The 17,462-nt window shown below is 53.1% G+C and carries 13 protein-coding genes; 6 read left to right on the forward strand and 7 right to left on the reverse strand.

Annotation, left to right across the window (positions count from 1 at the left end):
- The first annotated feature begins 4 nt into the window (after positions 1-4).
- Together ACIPZG_RS06610 and ACIPZG_RS06615 are read left to right on the forward strand one after the other, a co-directional pair.
- Complete coding sequence (locus ACIPZG_RS06610) at positions 5-469, forward strand: hemerythrin domain-containing protein (RefSeq protein WP_264317182.1); 465 nt, start codon at positions 5-7, stop codon at positions 467-469.
- A 79-nt stretch (positions 470-548) separates the two neighbouring features.
- Positions 549-797 (forward strand): hypothetical protein, encoded by a 249-nt coding sequence (locus ACIPZG_RS06615; protein WP_236193381.1) that lies wholly within the window; start codon positions 549-551, stop codon positions 795-797.
- A 73-nt stretch (positions 798-870) separates the two neighbouring features.
- Here ACIPZG_RS06615 and ACIPZG_RS06620 read toward each other — a convergent pair whose 3' ends face one another.
- A complete protein-coding gene (locus ACIPZG_RS06620) occupies positions 871-2,010 on the reverse strand; it encodes a glutathione-independent formaldehyde dehydrogenase (RefSeq protein WP_400711325.1) in 1,140 nt (379 codons plus the stop codon).
- A gap of 420 nt (positions 2,011-2,430) precedes the next feature.
- Here ACIPZG_RS06620 and ACIPZG_RS06625 point away from each other — a divergent pair, with 420 nt between their 5' ends.
- On the forward strand, positions 2,431-3,432 hold the full coding sequence (locus tag ACIPZG_RS06625; RefSeq protein ID WP_400711328.1) for an NAD(P)H-dependent flavin oxidoreductase: 1,002 nt from the start codon (positions 2,431-2,433) through the stop codon (positions 3,430-3,432).
- Positions 3,433-3,646: 214 nt separating this feature from the next.
- Here the strand turns inward: ACIPZG_RS06625 and ACIPZG_RS06630 are convergent, their stop codons facing one another.
- The 6 genes from ACIPZG_RS06630 to ACIPZG_RS06655 all read right to left on the reverse strand — a co-directional run bounded on the left by ACIPZG_RS06630 (position 3,647) and on the right by ACIPZG_RS06655 (position 14,311).
- Positions 3,647-4,588 (reverse strand): LysR family transcriptional regulator, encoded by a 942-nt coding sequence (locus ACIPZG_RS06630; protein WP_400711331.1) that lies wholly within the window; start codon positions 4,586-4,588, stop codon positions 3,647-3,649.
- A gap of 2,530 nt (positions 4,589-7,118) precedes the next feature.
- Positions 7,119-7,937, reverse strand: coding sequence for a hypothetical protein (locus ACIPZG_RS06635; protein WP_400711334.1), 819 nt, complete (start codon positions 7,935-7,937; stop codon positions 7,119-7,121).
- On the reverse strand, positions 7,934-8,836 hold the full coding sequence (locus tag ACIPZG_RS06640) for a TniB family NTP-binding protein (RefSeq protein ID WP_400711337.1): 903 nt from the start codon (positions 8,834-8,836) through the stop codon (positions 7,934-7,936). Before ACIPZG_RS06640 ends, ACIPZG_RS06635 begins: the two co-directional genes overlap by 4 nt.
- 67 nt (positions 8,837-8,903) lie before the next feature.
- Complete coding sequence (locus tag ACIPZG_RS06645) at positions 8,904-10,775, reverse strand: Mu transposase C-terminal domain-containing protein (RefSeq protein WP_400711340.1); 1,872 nt, start codon at positions 10,773-10,775, stop codon at positions 8,904-8,906.
- 969 nt (positions 10,776-11,744) lie between these two features.
- On the reverse strand, positions 11,745-13,220 hold the full coding sequence (locus ACIPZG_RS06650; protein ID WP_400711343.1) for a hypothetical protein: 1,476 nt from the start codon (positions 13,218-13,220) through the stop codon (positions 11,745-11,747).
- 98 nt (positions 13,221-13,318) lie between these two features.
- Positions 13,319-14,311, reverse strand: a complete 993-nt coding sequence (locus ACIPZG_RS06655; protein ID WP_400711346.1) for a LysR family transcriptional regulator — start codon at positions 14,309-14,311, stop codon at positions 13,319-13,321.
- A gap of 154 nt (positions 14,312-14,465) precedes the next feature.
- Between ACIPZG_RS06655 and ACIPZG_RS06660 the strand changes: the two genes are divergently transcribed.
- From ACIPZG_RS06660 to ACIPZG_RS06670, 3 genes are read left to right on the forward strand one after another with little or no spacing between them, the layout of a single operon-like run.
- Positions 14,466-15,761 (forward strand): MFS transporter, encoded by a 1,296-nt coding sequence (locus ACIPZG_RS06660; RefSeq protein WP_400639417.1) that lies wholly within the window; start codon positions 14,466-14,468, stop codon positions 15,759-15,761.
- A gap of 13 nt (positions 15,762-15,774) precedes the next feature.
- Positions 15,775-16,530 (forward strand): class II aldolase/adducin family protein, encoded by a 756-nt coding sequence (locus ACIPZG_RS06665; protein WP_400711349.1) that lies wholly within the window; start codon positions 15,775-15,777, stop codon positions 16,528-16,530.
- Positions 16,527-17,456 (forward strand): 2-hydroxyacid dehydrogenase, encoded by a 930-nt coding sequence (locus ACIPZG_RS06670; RefSeq protein ID WP_400711352.1) that lies wholly within the window; start codon positions 16,527-16,529, stop codon positions 17,454-17,456. The genes ACIPZG_RS06665 and ACIPZG_RS06670 overlap by 4 nt, the downstream gene beginning before the upstream one ends.
- Positions 17,457-17,462: the final 6 nt, after the last annotated feature.

Raw genomic sequence — 17,462 nt, forward strand, 5'->3', positions numbered from 1 at the left:
CGCCATGAACGCTATCGATTTACTGATTCAAGACCACAAGCTGGTGAAGAAGCTGCTCGAAGAACTGTCGACCACCACTGAGCGGGCGGTGAAGAAGCGGGGTGAATTACTGCACAAAATCGAGCAGGAGCTGCAGATCCACACAAGGCTTGAAGAAGAAATCCTCTACCCGGCCATCAAGCAAGCCGGCGGTAAGGAAGAAGCGAAAATGTACTACGAGGCTAAGGAGGAGCACAGAACTGTCGACTCCCTCGTCCTACCCGACCTCCTGCATACCGAAACCGGCACCCTCGAATTCGCCGGGCGGGTCAAGGTCATGAAAGAGTTGCTGGAGCATCACATCGAGGAAGAAGAAAGCGAACTCTTCCCGACGGCCAAGAAGCTACTCAGCAAGAAGATCCTGGAGGAGCTTGGGCAAACCATGGAAACGCAGAAGAAGATGCTGAAGGGTGAGCAGCGCGCGGCCTGATGAAGCGATTACCTGCCAGCTCCGCGACGCTGGCAGGTATCCAGTTGCAGATATCAAACGAGCTGTTGGGGTGAGCTTCATGGAACACTGGATTGGGTTGTTGGAATGGCCTGCCATGCTTATGACAGTGCTCGCAGCGTGGTGCATTGGGTCGGGCCGTCCCAGGAGAAGAAAAATCGGCTTTTGCTGTTTCATCACTAGCAACGTGCTGTGGGCCGTGTGGGGCTGGCAAGCAGGAGCCTGGGCGTTGATTATCCTGCAGTTTTGTCTCTGCGCCATGAATTTGCGAGGGTGGCACAAGAACACGCAACAGGAGGTAAGCAGTTGACTGGATTTGGTAGGCAGATACGGGGAGTTCTGCTCACTTGCTCGCTTCCTTCCTTGGAAGCAAAGTAAGCGATTTAAGCAGCAGGTTTGAGCACAACCTTCGTCCAACCATCATCGCGGGCATCGAAGTGCTTGTAGGCATCCGGGCCTTCAGCCAGCTTCAGGCGATGAGAAATGATCTGCGAGGGCTTGGCGCGCCCATGATGGATAAGCTCAGCGAGGCGGCGATTGTAGGCCTTCACATTCGCCTGACCTGTACGGATCTGTTGACCCTTGAACCAGAACGCTCCGAAGTCGAAGGCCATCTTGCCCTCCTTCGCCAGTTCGTTTTTCGCCCCAGGATCTTCTGGCACGAACACACCAACCACGCCGATGCCGCCGGTGGCTTTGGTTGAAGCAACCAGGTTGTTCATAGTGAGGTAGTTCGCTTCATGGCCATGCTTGTCGCAGCACTGGTAACCCACGCACTCACAACCTCGGTCGGTGCCTTTGCCGTGGGTCAGGTTCATGATCTCTTCCACTGCTTTTTGCTCGACTGCGTTGATTGGGATTGCCCCGAGCTGCGCGGCGAGTTGCAGGCGATCCGGCTGGTTGTCAATGACGAACACCTGAGATGCGCCTTTGATGATTGCCGAATGAGCCGCCATCAGGCCGACAGGCCCTGCGCCGTAAATCGCAATGCTCTCGCCTGGTAGCAGACCAGCCAGCTCTGTTGCATGCCAACCAGTCGGAAAAATGTCCGAGAGCATGACGTAGTCGTCCTCACGCTCCTCGGCATCTTCCGGCAATACCAAGCAATTGAAATCGGCATACGGGACGCGCAGCAATTCGGCTTGACCGCCTTGATATGGCCCCATCTCTGCGAAACCATAAGCGGCGCCGGCAGCACCAGGATTGGTTGTAAGGCAGAATCCGGTGAGCCCCTTTTCACAGTTTTCGCAGAACCCGCAGCCGATATTGAACGGCAGGCAGACCCTGTCACCGACCTTGACCCGGTCAACCCCCTCACCAACTTCAATTACCTCACCGAGGTTCTCATGGCCAAATACACGTCCGACCTCAAACGAGGTACGGCCTTCGTACATGTGCAAGTCAGAACCGCAGATGTTGGTAGTGGTAATGCGCACCAGCACATCCGTTGGCTTCTCGATTTTTGCGTCTGGTACATCCTTAACCGCTACGTCACGTGGGCCGTTGTACACGATTGCTTTCATGCTGAACTCCCAAAATCAGGGGCGGCAGAAATCCGCCCTACTCTGTTCAGGCGAACTGGTGAGCCAGTACGTTCAGCGAGGTGATGGTGGGGTCAGACCGGTGGCGCTAAATGCTGTCGCTCTCACCCCAAGCTACTGATTGACAGCGAATTCCGGAACGCAGTACCGGATGCCTTAGTGGACTCAACATCGATAGAGCCGGCCATGTCGACAGCTAGCGTCAGCGAAGGCTCGTACCGTCCCCGCCGATGCTGCGCAGCCCTCAAGATCCCTGTCGACGTCAAATTGCTTTACTACTGAACGGATGTTCAGCTAAAAAGCAGATGCCTGCCACCTACGTGCGGAACTATCACGTGGTTCCACCTCTTATTCACAGGTTGGACTGCCCGCTCTCTGTATCGTGAACGAACTGGAGTGCCTATGCGAAACCCATTGTTCAAAACCCGGATCACTGAAATGCTCGGCATCCGCCACCCCATTCTTTGCGGAGGCATGGGGCCAGGCGTGTCTGACGCGACGTATGTCGCGGCAGTGGTCAACGCGGGAGGAATGGGGTTCATAGTTGCTTCCGCCTACCCTGATTCGGAGCAGTTTCGCGAGGAGCTTCGCAAGTGCCGGCAGCTGGCATTTGGGAAGAGGTTCGGCGTGAACCTTTACATTTCAGGTCAGCCCAATGCTGCAAGTCGCTTGCAGGAGCAGGTGAGAATACTGGCTGAAGAAGACGTCCTTTGCGTCGAAACCTCCGGTGGGAGCCCCGAGGCAATCCTTCCTGCCCTCCACGAGTGCGGCATCAAAGTGCTGCACAAGGTTTCAGCTGTCCGACATGCCCGGTCAGCCGAACGCTTAGGCGTTGATGCCGTGATTGTTGTTGGCAACGATTCCGGAGGTCATCCAGGAACCTACGGCATCAGCAGCATGGTGCAAGCCCCGCAGGCCTCGCGGGAGCTATCCATACCCCTGGTAATTGGCGGTGGAATGGGAACAGGCAGCCAACTAGCCGCCACCCTCGTTATGGGAGCTGACGCGATCTTGATGGGCACCAGGATGCTGGTATCGGAAGAGCTGTGGATTCACCGCCAGTACAAGGATCTACTGGTGAACAGCGATGGCACAGACAGCGTCATCGTCAAGACCGGCCTACGCCAACATCACCGGGTTTTGAACAACAAAAGCGCGAAAGCCGTGGCTGCCATAGATGCGATGGGCTCCAGCGATTTTGAACACTACCGCCCACATGTCATGGGCACGTTAACCACCCAGGCCTACCTCACGGGTGACAGCAGCATCGGTATGCTCGACTACGGCCCATCGGCAGTTTTTGCGAATGCAGTGCAGCCAGTCGAACAGATACTCGATGACATACTTGACGATGCGCAGCGTGCAATGCAGCGCTTGAATGGCCTGTGCTACGTGGAAGCCTAATCGTTCGCGGCAACCTCGACATGGTGAGAACATTGCCCGCTGGTGCGCTCATCATCCTGCCCCTGGATGGAATGACAAATGAAGCAATGGGGCATCTCGGATACCCGCAAGCTCCCAGGCAGTTTTCTTGACCCTAAAGCTAAACCGCTTTCGGAGCGAGCGTGCATCAGCGTGCGAGCGCGGGCCTACCTAATGAAAAACAATCCAAACCAGATCAAGAAATGTCTGAACCTGTCCAAGCAGCAAGACTATTGGCCTGCTGATCGGCTTTGCTCTTGAAAAAATCTCGCAGGTGCTCAACGAAGAATGACACCTTTGCAGATAGATTTAGACGCTCCAAGTAAACGGCATAGATGTCCGCCGGAGGCGTTTCATAGTCCTCTAATACCTCTTCGAGCCTGCCTGATCTTAGATGGTCGGCTAGGTTCCACTCTGCGCGCATGAGTATCCCATGCCCTTCCAAAGCCCAATTCAAAGCGACCTCGCCATCATTGGTACTCAAGCTCCCACGAATCTTTATGGACTCGATTTGCTTACCCCGACTCAATCGCCAGGTGCCAAATGCTGCATCGTTTTGCCGCAACACTATGCAGTTATGGTTCATGAGATCACGTGGAGCCTCCGGTCTACCGAAGGTGTCGAGATAGCCCGGCGTGGCACAGAGACGCCTGCGATTGGTAGCAATCTTTCGAGCGATCAGTCTGGAGTCCGGTAATTCGCCGAACCGGATGGCCACATCGATCGCATCGTCTGGAAGATTGATTGGACGGTCACTCAGGTGCAGCTGGACTTCCACCTCTGGGTAACGCTTGGCAAAGGACGAGATGGCCGGCCCTACATGGGTACGCCCAAAGCCAAGAGGCGCGTTCACACGCAGCAATCCCTTCGGCTCAGCGCGGCTGCTTGAGACCTGGCACTCCATCTCCTCAATCTCCTCAAAGATCCGCTTGGCATTAACCAGATAAGTCTCACCTTCCGCCGTGAGGCTGATGCTGCGTGTCGTCCGATTAAGCAAGCGCACCCCAAGGCGCTTTTCCAATTGCGCAAGACGCTTCGTCACCGCAGGTGGAGTGAGGTTCAGCTCGCGAGCGGTGGCCGCCAGGCTGCCCGCCCCGACCAGCTGGCTGAAGAAAGCAAGCTCAGACACTTGGTTCATAATTAACTCTAGGTAAACTGGCGCAGCGTTGGATGATCAACCCTGCGCTTGGTCTTGGCAAGCACACCCCATGCACCTTGCTTTGGAGTCATGAAAGCTATATGCAGGTTTGGGCCTTCCTCTACCGTCTTGAGTACGACGTTTACACGTGAGCATCAGAATGCTGCTGATCGGGCTAGAGGCTAGCCCGGGTTTTGGTATGCATCTCTCTGGTAGTGATACTCCTGTGGTGAAAGGCGACCAGCCGGACCGAAAAACAAGTTGGTAACACACGCTTCCAAGAACGCAATCGCCTCGGCTTGAGCGTACTGCGCAAAGAGGCTGCGGTACGCGAGCGGGAGCGTACCGCGACTCTGTAGGCGAAGATTGACCATCTGAGCCAAAACGTAACCGCGTACATCGTATCGTTCGTCCACCTTTCTGAGCACAGTGTCGTAGCAGGAGTGGAAAACGACTGCCTTCGAATGGACACTAGGGGGGCTTTTTTGATCGTTCATGGACAGCCTACTGTAAAAGCGTTGAACCGCAGGGACACTGTCGAAGCCACGGGAACGGGGCATGGAATACGTCGTGTGGGTTCACGCGAATGAAGAAAAAGTGTAGGAAAACCTCAAAAATGAAGATTTTTTTTGCCAAGTGAAGAAAATCATTTCGGTGGCGGTGATCGTAACAAAAAAACACGAATCCCACATGCACCTAGAGTTCTCGACCTTGGCCTTCAATGCCACACTAGGCGGCACAATGTCTCGCATAGCAAATCCACATTTGAAACCACGATCAGTGTTGGGGGTCTACATCTGCTCCAGTCTGGCCTCGAGCAGTGCTGGGCTTTCCCGTTCAGACTTAAAACATAGTGGTAGCTCGTTTTGAGCACGGACCAACTTAGAATTTAGCTTATAGGATGGAGACTATTAAGTATGAGAGCGCACCTTCTTTTTGCTCAGCTTTTGCTGGCGAAAATTAGGACATCAACTCTCCCACCACGCTACTATTCCCTTAACTTAGAACAGAAGTTTGGCAAACCTTACCCGCTAACTCAATGTGATCCAGTGAGGGAAATCATCTAATGATCGATTGCAGCGACTAAGTGCTTGCTTTAGTAAAGCATTTAGAGTAGCGACCTCAATAGACATCGTTGCTGCTTGCGCCATGAAAATATCGGAAAAGGCTTCGTAAATATGGTGCATCAACAAAGATGCAAACCTCGACTCAGAAATTAATGTCAAATTCCGCGACCTACGCATCTTTGATATCATCACTGGCTTATCAACATCACAAAAAACGTCAGCTAGCGCACCAACAAAACTAGAACCGCGAATTCGCAACAATTCACACGAATGAGAGGAATGAGTCAACTGTTCCGCGCGCACACCCAGCATTGCTCTACCATAGAGATCGATTGTGGGCTTACCGACCGAAAAAGCATGGCCCATTATTTTGCAGCTGCGTGCGTCAACTACATAACATAAAAACGGATGTTGCCTCTTGAACTGACCCGACACCTTGACGTAAAAACCCAGGGTAACATAAATCGGAACTATATAAGTGTACATGAAATACTTATGCGAACTGTGGAGTGTAAATACTTAGGGCGCTTGTTTGGAATCTGATCAAGCTATTTCTAAGCCAATAATAAAGTTCTTTATCAAATTTATACACGCTCCCCCATATTTTTTCCGGCGTATCTGATTCCCAAGGATCGCTACGAAGTGACTTAAAGGCCTCCTTTTGACTAACCCACCCTAGCAATATTCCAATAAAAAAAAGCGCGCGCGCGCGACAAGCTGCAGAAGCCCTAAACGGCTGCAAGTAGCAGCTAAGGTATAGCGTCTCACCTTCACTGGACATAATATCTAGCAGTCTGTTACTACCGGAATGACGATACAAATCCATGCCTGGCGTAAGAAGAGCCCGCATAAGGCTCATTATTGTGTTATCAAAGAGATGGATGCAACGATCATACTGAAGATCACGTAATTTTATGAGTCTCTTCTGAACACGACATGCGGTTTTCAGCAAATCGGCCCAGTTGTTAACATATTCTGCATGCCCGAGATTCTTACTCTCAATACTATGATTCCATTTAAATAGGGCTCGAGGCGCATCCAACGCGCCACCTATCTGTCGCGGGGCATCCTTAAGCAACACATCATGCACTTCACAAAATGGTTTTGATACGTATCGCCAGGCAGTCTTGAGCATCAAAGAACAGTTAGATCGAAGATTTTCACGCATGCAATCTTCGCAATAAGATCGCCGAAAGCCCCAAGGTATAATTGGCGCGTCATTTACAGGCCTGGCGAATCTTTCTAGATCTGCCCCCATAATCAAGGGCAGGACTTTCCATTTATGGCCCGGGCTTATAAAATCTAAGTCGCAGTGAGCTTCGCTCCTTTCAAATTCGAAAAGTGACAAAAATAATCGTGGACCACGTCCATAACCCCTAACATTGTGCAGTATATACTGTTGCACTTCTGGGATTTGACATAGCCGATAACTCCACGATGAAAGAGATTCACCAGCTATCAATTTAGCATTCGAGCATAGCCCGGACTTCAACATACTGACTTCCTTGAATTGAAAACTCTTCCTCAGCCCCTGAAAATTTGAGTAGGCTATCATTTCTTAAAGTAGCATATGCGTAAGCCACCTCTAAGGTCTTTACAAACTCATCGAGCCGGCATGCTTGCTGCTCGATGTGCACAAGTGCACATTCAGAAAATTTAATACTTTGTCTAGTTTCACCGTTTACAGCAATTAAAAACTTAAATGCGATATTGAAAAGATCAGCTGACCCGAGCGACATTCTAACTCTAAATAAATTCACCCTTCCTTTCATAATTTTCTCTATCTTCCTTGCCAACGGCCGATAGTGCGTTGTATATAGGACAACCAGACCATTTCCGACTTCCGATATAGCGACCAAGCATTCGGCCAATGAGTTGTCATTTGTGATTTCGAAGCGCTCCAAGTCATCAATTACTACTAGCTTTAACCCTACCTCCCTTATGTACTGATCCATATATAAGGGGGGTTTTTTCAGGTGCTCGTAGGGGGACCTTATTGCCAAAGAAATAGCGAAATTATCCAATAAAGATAGCTTGCCGAAGCTAAAATTATAATTGACCTTAGTTGCCTCTAAACCAAATTTATTTGCCACATGTTCAAGGCTGGCGGACAAGCCACAACCAGGTTCGCCCTCTACGTGAACGACTACACCTTTAGCAGTGATATTTGAATTTCGCATTAGCTCTTCTATGGCATTCGTCAATTCAGGGAACGAATATTCAATCTTGTATTGTCCTTGGAGAACTTTAATTGCCTTGGAAATACGGGAGCTACCATTCATGCGAAACCGCCATCACGCTCAAGCTGGTCGACGTCGCGCAGCGCAATACATAGGTCATCCATAATATACTCAATATTGTCAAGATGCTTGTGAGCAATATGTTCGGAGCCATCAGTGATTGCGGCCATGGCTGCCGCCTGTAAAATTTTCACAATGTTATCGGTCAGCCCCTGGCCCGTCTCCATTATCTTTAGAAACAACTTCTGGTCTTTAAAGTTTGTCGACTTCCGTAAAGGGAGGCGAAAAATGTACGATGCCACAAAGCTTCTGAACTCAGTATCATTCCCCCATTGTTTTAGGGACCGCACAGCATACCGGCGGGCCAACTGAGCATCACGCCTCAATACCCGTGCGGCATCTGGGATACCGAATGCAAAGACACAGAGACCATAGTTAGAACCAGCTAAATTCTTTAACAATGACAAGTTAATTCGCTGCTGGAAGTCTGTCAATGTCAATGCATCATGAATCTCATCGATAACGATAGCCCGAATATTTTGACTTTTAATCAAATATTGCAATTCCGGCGAGATATTCTCATTCAGACGCGCACGCCGTGACACACCCACTCCAATTTCTTGCAGTATCAACTCCTTCAAAGAATAGCCATTAGGGCTTTGGTGCATTGTTACAAATACCATTTTCTCCGCCCAAACACGATGTCGCTTCTTCAATTCCTCAATCATGCTAGTCTTACCTGAGCCACCAGGCCCTATTACTAGCATGCTGGGGGCATTGATTTTATTTGTCATCTGCATCATCACATGCATGCGTGCAATTAGGTTTTCAACTGAGGGATGGGGCACCCAGATATCCTGACAGCACACCAATGTTCGCTCATGATCCGTTAAGGAAAAATAGTTTTGACTATCGGGATGCACGTGGGAAAAATCGGACATAACACTCTCGCAAAAACAATTGAATTAAGGCAAAAATCAAAATACTTAATCATTAATTAATGAACGATCAATACAAAGTCGGCTCATCTTCGTAATCTACACTATTGTTTGAGCGCAGGTTCGAGACTATCCCAGGCATCGAATCGCCAATCAGCCCTCTACGCCCTCCAACCTGGCTAGCACTTACATGCACAGCGTTCGAGCAATTTACAGCGCTTTCATTATTTTTTTTGCCCGCGCCTTCTAAAATAATGGAGTAAGCATTATGTTGTTCCACACCTTTCTCCTTCTTCAGGCGCCTAGCCTTAGTCGTTGCTTTTACTTCATTTACTACGAGTTGATTGGCACTATATACTGCCTCACTGCCACGCCTAGTCATAGTGCCATTTGGCATGGACTTAATGCGCCTCTGATGCCGATAATATTCATAATGCGAATGTCTGCCAGAAGAGTTTCGCACACAAGGAACCACGAACCATTCTGCATTCACTTTAACCCTTATTACATCAAGGTTGTAAGGGTCATATTTAACCAGCACCTTCTCTCTAATATGATTTTTTAGTGCAGGAGCGTAATAAAACCGTCGGAATAACTCTATCCCTTGCGGAACTACTTGTTTTGCGGCAAATTCCGGATAAAAGCTAAAGCGAAAACCATCATGGTCTTTTTCTGGAATGCTTTTTGGCTCCACCCCATCTCGATAATAATCATTCCAAGCTTCAATAGGGCTTTTCCCAATGCCTGAATGCTTGGTCTCATGATATGCGCACACTTGATAAATCATGAACTTGCGTAGCGCACTAAACGTCATTGATGCGCGCTTTTCACTGTCATATGACTTCCGGTCGATTACGTTTGAACCCGTTGTCCCTGGCAAAAAATGCACTTTGGTTGTCATGAACTTTCCAATCAAACTCTCGATATGTCCTCCTTGATGTTTTTTTCCTACATTACGATGCCTTACGTCAATTCCATAGTGCTTGCAATTCAGTACCAGCACATCAGATATGAATTCCTTAGCATTATCAGTATGGATAGTTTCCATCAAGCCGTGAACTGGCCAAAGATTCTCTTCCATCCCTAAAGCTAATAAGATCTTATTCTTTGGCAGCACGCAATTTTCGATCAACATTGCCACGCTTACAGCGCTCGGTGGTAATAAAGACAAATAGAACCCAAGAACCACCCTTGTATGGATACAAATTGCCAAACTGATCCAGGGCCTGCCAATGATGACTCGACGGTCATTTTCGTCGACCAACAATATATCCATGACGGTGTGATCGATTTGAACCCATTGGAGTGGGCGGTCGGTTTTTTTATGTCCAGGCCTAGCTCCGTATCTTTGTTCCGCTGCGTCTTTTCCGTATTTCCTTTCGTACAATAATCTTGGAGGTTTAGATTTAATTCTTCGCCTGACCGTATAGTAAGAGGGACGCACAACTTTTTGAGCATCAGCTTCTGACTGACATACCGACCACACCTTCGCATAGCTAGCAGAAATACCATAATAGTAATCATCAAAAGCTTTATCAATGATTGCTTCCACGCGAGCGTCAAGTTTATCGCTCCCGCTTTTACGACCCCGCTTACCTGGCACTAACTTATTGTAATTTCGTGCCCCTCGAGACCTCGCTACCAACTTATAAAAATACTGCTTCCCTATGCCTAGTAAATTTATGCCTTCAGCGGCTGATATTTTTCCATCAATGAAGAGGCTAATTACCGTAAAGCGCTCACTTCCGAGTTTATGCCGCCCTATCTCCTCTAGCGGCGTAAAGCTATCTAACGCCCCCCACAAATCATCTGAAGTATCGGTCATAGCTTTTAACCAAGGATTATGAAATTGGCCAGTACACCTGTAGAGCTCCCATGGGCATGCCCTGAAACCATCAAGTGATACCCATCTACCTGAGCGAGAAGTTGAATTATTTTTCATTTTTAACTTCCATTTTGGCTTCGTGTCAACCCTGCAAATGCAACTTTTTTGATAGGCGAAGGTAAATGGTGATCAAAACCCGCCAAGAAATAGACGTATAAAACGCAACCCAAAACGCCATACCAAAATTCAAAGCTCAAGCATTAAAAAGTACAAGGTGGACGCACAAATCACTGAGTAAATCGAGGCAGAAGCCTCCAATCAAAACGGGAGCGACGGGATTTCTTCAAGGCTTCATCTCGGTACATGCTCAATCCAAAATGCACTTACTGAATTCATCTTGTCAGAGGGTCGTTCGTCCTTAGTTTCAAACGAAAAGTAGCCCTAGGGCCCTGCATCGCAGAAGGCGAAGCCACCGGGGGGAGCCCTAGAGAAAGCTGGACGAAACGGATCACTTAGTGGGGATACAACGAATGCAGCCTCCAACACATAACACTGTGCGCAAAAAGGCTTCCACCGAGCCAGATTGCCCAGCAAGGCGGGCTGGAGATTGCGGTGTGTTATGTGCGGAGACCGGAGAATTCTGTTTTGGCCGCAGCGCGAGTGTCTGGCTACGCCGTCTTTGCCTGTCTAGATAGGCGCATGCCACAGCCTCCGGGTAAGCGACCACAACTGGGTAGACCGCCCATCAGGGGCGGAGATAGGGCCAATAAATCTACTGATCTAACTTTGGGGCTAATTTCATGACAGCCGAACTACCTCCGTATGGGAGATATCCTCGACAAAATGGTATTCGTTGTTGTTGATGCTTAATTAGGCGACAATCCACAAAAATAATGTTTAATCAAGCGACTATCCCAAGAAAAGTCGCTTATATTGGCAGAGCATCGGCTAGAGCCCTTGTGAAACAATGCTTAGGGCTAGTCGCCTCATTTCGCGACAGCCTCATGTCCCCCTGTCGCTCTCGTTACTCGTCAACGGTGAAAGAGCGCTGATATTGACGATCAGATCGTTACATCCCCCCACGCGTTAGCCCGGAGTTGCACATCGTACCAATGGGTTCACCTGAGTACTGCCAAGCTGCTTGTGATCGATGTGGTCTACCCAAATGCCGTCGACAAAGATGTTGAACCTCAAACCTTGCTGGATGTTGGACAACGTCACATCCACCGAAGACCCGTTCGCCTGAATCCGCTCCACAACCTTGCGCGACAACGGCATTACATTGGCCGTCGACGTCTTCAGCATGCGATAGCCATACTCGAACTTGAACATGCCCGCATCATCGGACACCAGTTGAGTAACCGATGGGTCGAGCCAATACGATACGCCTAGCAATGACAATGACTCGCCCTTACGCCGAGCGGTGAAGCCGAACGTCGGTGAATCAATCGTCAAGCGCATGGTCGGACGGTTCAAATTGGCCGAAGCCAGCCGCTCGAGACTCTCCTGGATATCGGCATATTCCGCATCATCAAGCGGTGCGGGAATCGCGGCACGCATGGGTCGGTCGATTCGGGCCACCCTGCCAGCCACTGGCGCACCCACCAGCTTGTCGAGCATTCCACGGGAGTCGTGCTTGCCATCGAGGGTGGAGTCTTTGGTGTTCTCGAAACAGTTTTCCTGAATAAGACCCAAGGCGAACAAGGTCTCATCGGTCAACATGCGGTAATTGTCACCCAGCCCTACGGCATAGGACGCGCCCACATCCGAATGTGCACCTGGCAGGTACAGCGTGTTGATCCGGTGAACAAAAGCGTCCGCCATTGCCTCGCGCGCCGTTGGCATGTCGATGTCGACCGGGAAAAGCGCCCGTGACTCGTCACGGGCTACAAAATGCAGCGAATAGTTCACGGTGCCAGGCAAGCCCAGCCGAACGCCGTTGTAGGGGCCCGTGGATACGCTGTCATACAGCAAGGCGTAGAACCGCAACGCGGCATGACTTGTGCTTTGCTTGCGTACCCTTTCACGCCATTGATCGTCCACGATGTTCATGAAGTGACGGGCGCTTGCCGCCCCTCGACTGAACCCTGTCACAAACACCCTGATCTCGCTGTTCGGATCTACTTGCAGTGCCTGATCGATTTGCGCAAACAACGTCTTGCTTGCGCGTTCGGCAGTGCTGACCATCGAGCGCCCAAGCGCTGCGTCGAAAGCATCGATGCGCTTGCCCTGCATACCCACACCGGGATAGTAGTGCATCCCCGGCACTCTCTCGCCAATGTAGGAAACGATAGTCTGGCGTTCTCCCTCAGGAATGCGTAGTTGATCGTTGAGGGTGCCATCAAAGGCAAAACTGAAGACTATCGGCGGACGATCGGGTTGATCCTGATGAAAGATATTGGGAGCAAAAACCTGATACTGGGCATCTGCGATCAGCTTGTGATCGCTGGGCCCCACGGGTATGGATGCTCCTCCCGAAAACAGAGCGGTGCATCCGCTGGCGGTGAGAATCCCAGTCAACAGGAGCAGGTTTGACAACTGAGAACGACATTTGCGTTGCATTGCTTTCCTAGGCGATGGTTTCCCTTGATCTCGCCATGATATCAAAATGGCATGCCTCACTCGAACGTAACGGTCGCCAGCCTGCTCAACACCTGCCCTCAAGAGGCCTGCTGTTCCGAAAGACTTGCCTGCGCCAGGCAATGCTGAAATGTCTCCAGGAAAACCGCCTCCGCCACGGTCATCTTCTGCTCCCGGTTCCACAGCAGGTGCAAATTAACATCGACAATGCCTTCATCCGGCGGCAACCGCCACAACAGCCCTTTCTCCACGTCCTCACGAAGCAGATGCTCTGGCAGGCACCCTACGCCAAACCCTGCACAAACCAGCCGGTGAATTTCCTCGAAACTCGACGATGACGCAACGATCCGACCAGTAAACCCATTCTCGTCACGAAACATCGCCAACGGTGACAAGTTACCGCCCAACTGGTCACTGACGAAGCTCACAAAGTTTTCGCCCCGCAACGACTCCAGCGTCACATCGCTGCGCCCAAAAAGACGGTGCCGCACCCCGCAATAGAATGCATACCGCTGGCGTAACAGCTGGCGCTGCTCCAGCTTCGGCTGAGCAATCCGGCACAGGCCGAGCCCGGCAGTGGCGGTTTTCTGCAGCAACGAGCTGATGATGTCCGCACTGCGCAGTACCTCGATTTCCAGTTCCACCCGCGGGTGTGCTTCATGAAAATCAGCCAGGAACTCATCGTATAGCGTCGATTGCACGCGGCTGATGGTCAGCAGCCGCACCTTCCCTGCCACCCCATCGTTCTGCTTCTCCACCGCCGTGCTGATGCGCGAAACGTCCCCGTAGATATCGGTGGCAATGCGCAACACTTCTTCCCCCGCAGCCGTGAGGTCAAAACGAGGCCCACCGCGCAGGATCAAAGCACAACCGAGCTGCTCCTCCAGCCGCCGAAGGGCCTGGCTGACCGCCGACTGGGTGACATGCAACCTGGCCGCGGCGCGGCTGATGCTGCCTTCCTGGCCTATCGCCAGGTAGGTACGGAGCAAGTTCCAGTCCAGGCGGTCGTTGAGGAAACGACGCCCCTCCCATTTGTTGACCAATGCGTCAGAACGCGAGCTCGGCGGATTCATTTTGGGCCTATTAGTAGCACTGCTAATACGACGGATAAGAATTAGCAAATTGACTAATCATAGCCCCAAGGCGATAAAACCCGAAAGCGCCAAACAGAGCGCGACCGGCTTAGCCAGTTCAGACCCCTGCCTATAACTCCAAGAAGGGCCTTGCATGCACGCCTCCAACCAGCCGCGTCGAGCGGCGGCTGCCGCATTTGTCGGCACCACCATCGAGTTCTACGACTTCTATATCTACGCCACAGCGGCTGCGCTGGTGCTCGGGCAGGTGTTCTTCCCCAGCAGCGATCCGTTGCTCAGCACGCTGGCAGCCTTCGGCACCTTCGCGGTGGGCTTTATCGCCCGTCCCATGGCCGGCATGGTCTTCGGTCATCTTGGCGACCGCCTGGGCCGCAAGAACATGCTGCTGGTCACCATGCTACTGATGGGCCTGGCCACCACCGGTATCGGCTTGCTACCCAGCTACGCCAGCGCCGGAATCTGGGCACCGATCGGGCTGATCGCGCTGCGCATCGTCCAGGGCATCTCGGTAGGCGGCGAATGGGGCGGCGCAGTGCTGATGGCCAGCGAACACGCACCGGCCAAGCGCAAGGTGTTCTATGCCTCGTTCGCCCAGCTGGGTAGCCCTGCCGGCCTGCTGCTTGCACTCATCGCTTTCCGCCTGGTGTCGACGCTTGAGCCTGAGGCGTTCCTCAGCTGGGGCTGGCGCCTGCCCTTCCTGGCCAGCGGCGTGCTGATGATGGTGGGGCTGGCGATCCGTTTTGGCGTTGAGGAAAGCCCGGAGTTCAAGGCTGCCAAGGCCAAGCAGGAAGTGGTCAAGTACCCGGTACTGGAAGTGGTGCGCGACTGCTGGCGGCAGATCCTGTTCGCCGCCCTGGCCGTGACCATCGGCTCAGCCGGGTTCTTCTTCACTAATACTTTCATGATCACCTACGTCACCACCTACCAGGGCATCACTCGGGCGACGATCCTCGACTGCCTGTTCCTGGTCACTATCCTGCAGTTCCTGAGCCAACCCCTGGCGGCACTGCTGGCCGAGCGTATCGGTGAAGGCCGCTTCCTCAAGCTCGTGGCCCTGCTCTGCATGGCCGTGCCCTACCCCATGTTCCTGCTTGTCGGCACGCAAAACCTGGTGCTGATGACCCTCGGCATCGCCCTGGCGGTCGTGACCCTGTCGGCGCTCTATGCAGTGATCGCCGGCTACATGACCCAGGCCTTCCCGGCGCACCTGCGTTACTCCGGAATCTCCCTGGCCTATCAGCTGATCTGCGCCATCGCCGGGGGCAGTACGCCGATTATCGGCACCCTCCTCGCCGATCGCTTTGCCGGCCAGTGGCTGCCGTTGGCGCTGTTCTTTACCGCCCTGTCCACGCTTTCCCTGATCGGTGTCTGTGGCCTCGCTCGCCTGCGTGGCGAGCTGCAGCAACCCACCGTCGCCCTCGCCCGTTGAACCAGGAGTTTTCATGAGCAAGCCGCACAACATCAGCGATGCCGAATGGCAGGCCCGCTGCGAATTGGCCGCGCTGTACCGGATGATCGCGCACTTTCGCATGACCGATCTGATCGACACCCATATCACCCTGCGGATTCCAGGGCCCGAGCACCACTTCCTGATCAACCGCTATGGCGTGATCTTCGACCGCATGCGCGCCAGTGACCTGGTGCGCATCGACCAGCACGGCAACGTGGTCGACGAGGCCTTTGGCGAGCGCCGGGTGAATGCTGCCGGCTTCGTGATCCACTCGGCGATTCACATGGCGCGTCCTGACATGCACTGCGTGATTCACACCCACACCGCCGCCGGCATCGCCGTGTCTGCCCAGGAGCAAGGGTTGCTGCCAATCAGTCAGCATGCGCTGAAGTTCTACGGGAAGCTGGCCTACCACCAGTACGAAGGCATCGCCCTGTCGCTGGACGAGCGCGAACGGCTGATCGCCGATCTGGGCACGCACAAGGCGATGATCCTGCGCAACCACGGTTTGCTCGCCGGTGGCGCCAGCGTCGCCGAGGCGTTCCACGAGATTCACTTCCTCGAGCGCGCCTGCCAGGCCCAGATCCAGGCCCTGGCCGGTGGTAGCCAACTGATCTACCCAAGTGAAGCGGTCTGCCGCCATACAGCCGCTCAATTCGAACGTGACGAGTCGGCGCAGATCATCAGCCTGAGCTGGAACGCTGCCCTTACCTTGATCGAACACCAACGCGAGTCGTACTGCTCATGAAACCGCTGGTTCTATTGTCGACAGACCAGGCACTGCTGGGGCAACTGCAAAACGCTTTTGCCCGGAGCGCCCCGCAATTGCGCGTGGTGTTGGCCAACGACCCCGCCGCCGTCGATGCGCAGATCGCCGCCTGCTGGTTCCCGCCGGCGGGCAGCCTGAGCGCGCTGCCCAACCTGAAACTGATCCACTCGGTTGCCGCCGGTATCGATCACTTGGCAAACGACCCGAACCAACCGGCCCTGCCGGTATGCCGTGTGGTTGATCCCGCGCACCGCCAGGGCATGGCGGAGTATGTCCGCTGGGCGGTGATTCACTTCCACCGTGACTTCGACAGGGCTTTAGCGCAACAGCAACAGCACGTTTGGCGTCGTCATCACCAGCGCCCCGCCGCTGAGTATCAGATCGGCGTCATGGGGCTGGGCTCTCTCGGGGGCGCCATTTCCGCCGAACTGGCCGAGGCTGGGTACGCGGTGCGAGGCTGGGCCAGAAGCGCCAGGCAATTGCAGGGGGTGCGTACGTTTGCCGGCCCTCGCGAGTTCAACGAGTTCCTGCAAGGCCTGGATTTGTTGATCAACCTGCTGCCGCTGACCGCAGCCACCCGCGGCATTCTCTGCCAGGACACCTTCCAGGCCCTGGCCCCGGGGGCCGCGGTGATCAACTGCGGACGCGGTCAACACCTGCGGGTGGATGACCTGATCAGCGCGGTCAACAGTGGCCGCCTGCGAGGCGCTGTGCTCGATGTGTTCGACAAGGAGCCGCTGCCACTGGACAGCCGCCTGTGGAGCACGCCCGGGATCATCGTCACGCCGCACATGGCGTCCTGCGCCTCTCACGACTGCATTGCCCAGCAAGTGGCGGAAAACGCACGACGCCTGGCTTGCGCCGAACCCCTGCTGAACCGGGTAGACCCCGCGCTCGGCTACTGACTGGCT

This window comes from Pseudomonas sp. NPDC089395 (genome assembly GCF_044749525.1).
Classification (GTDB): Bacteria; Pseudomonadota; Gammaproteobacteria; order Pseudomonadales; family Pseudomonadaceae; genus Aquipseudomonas.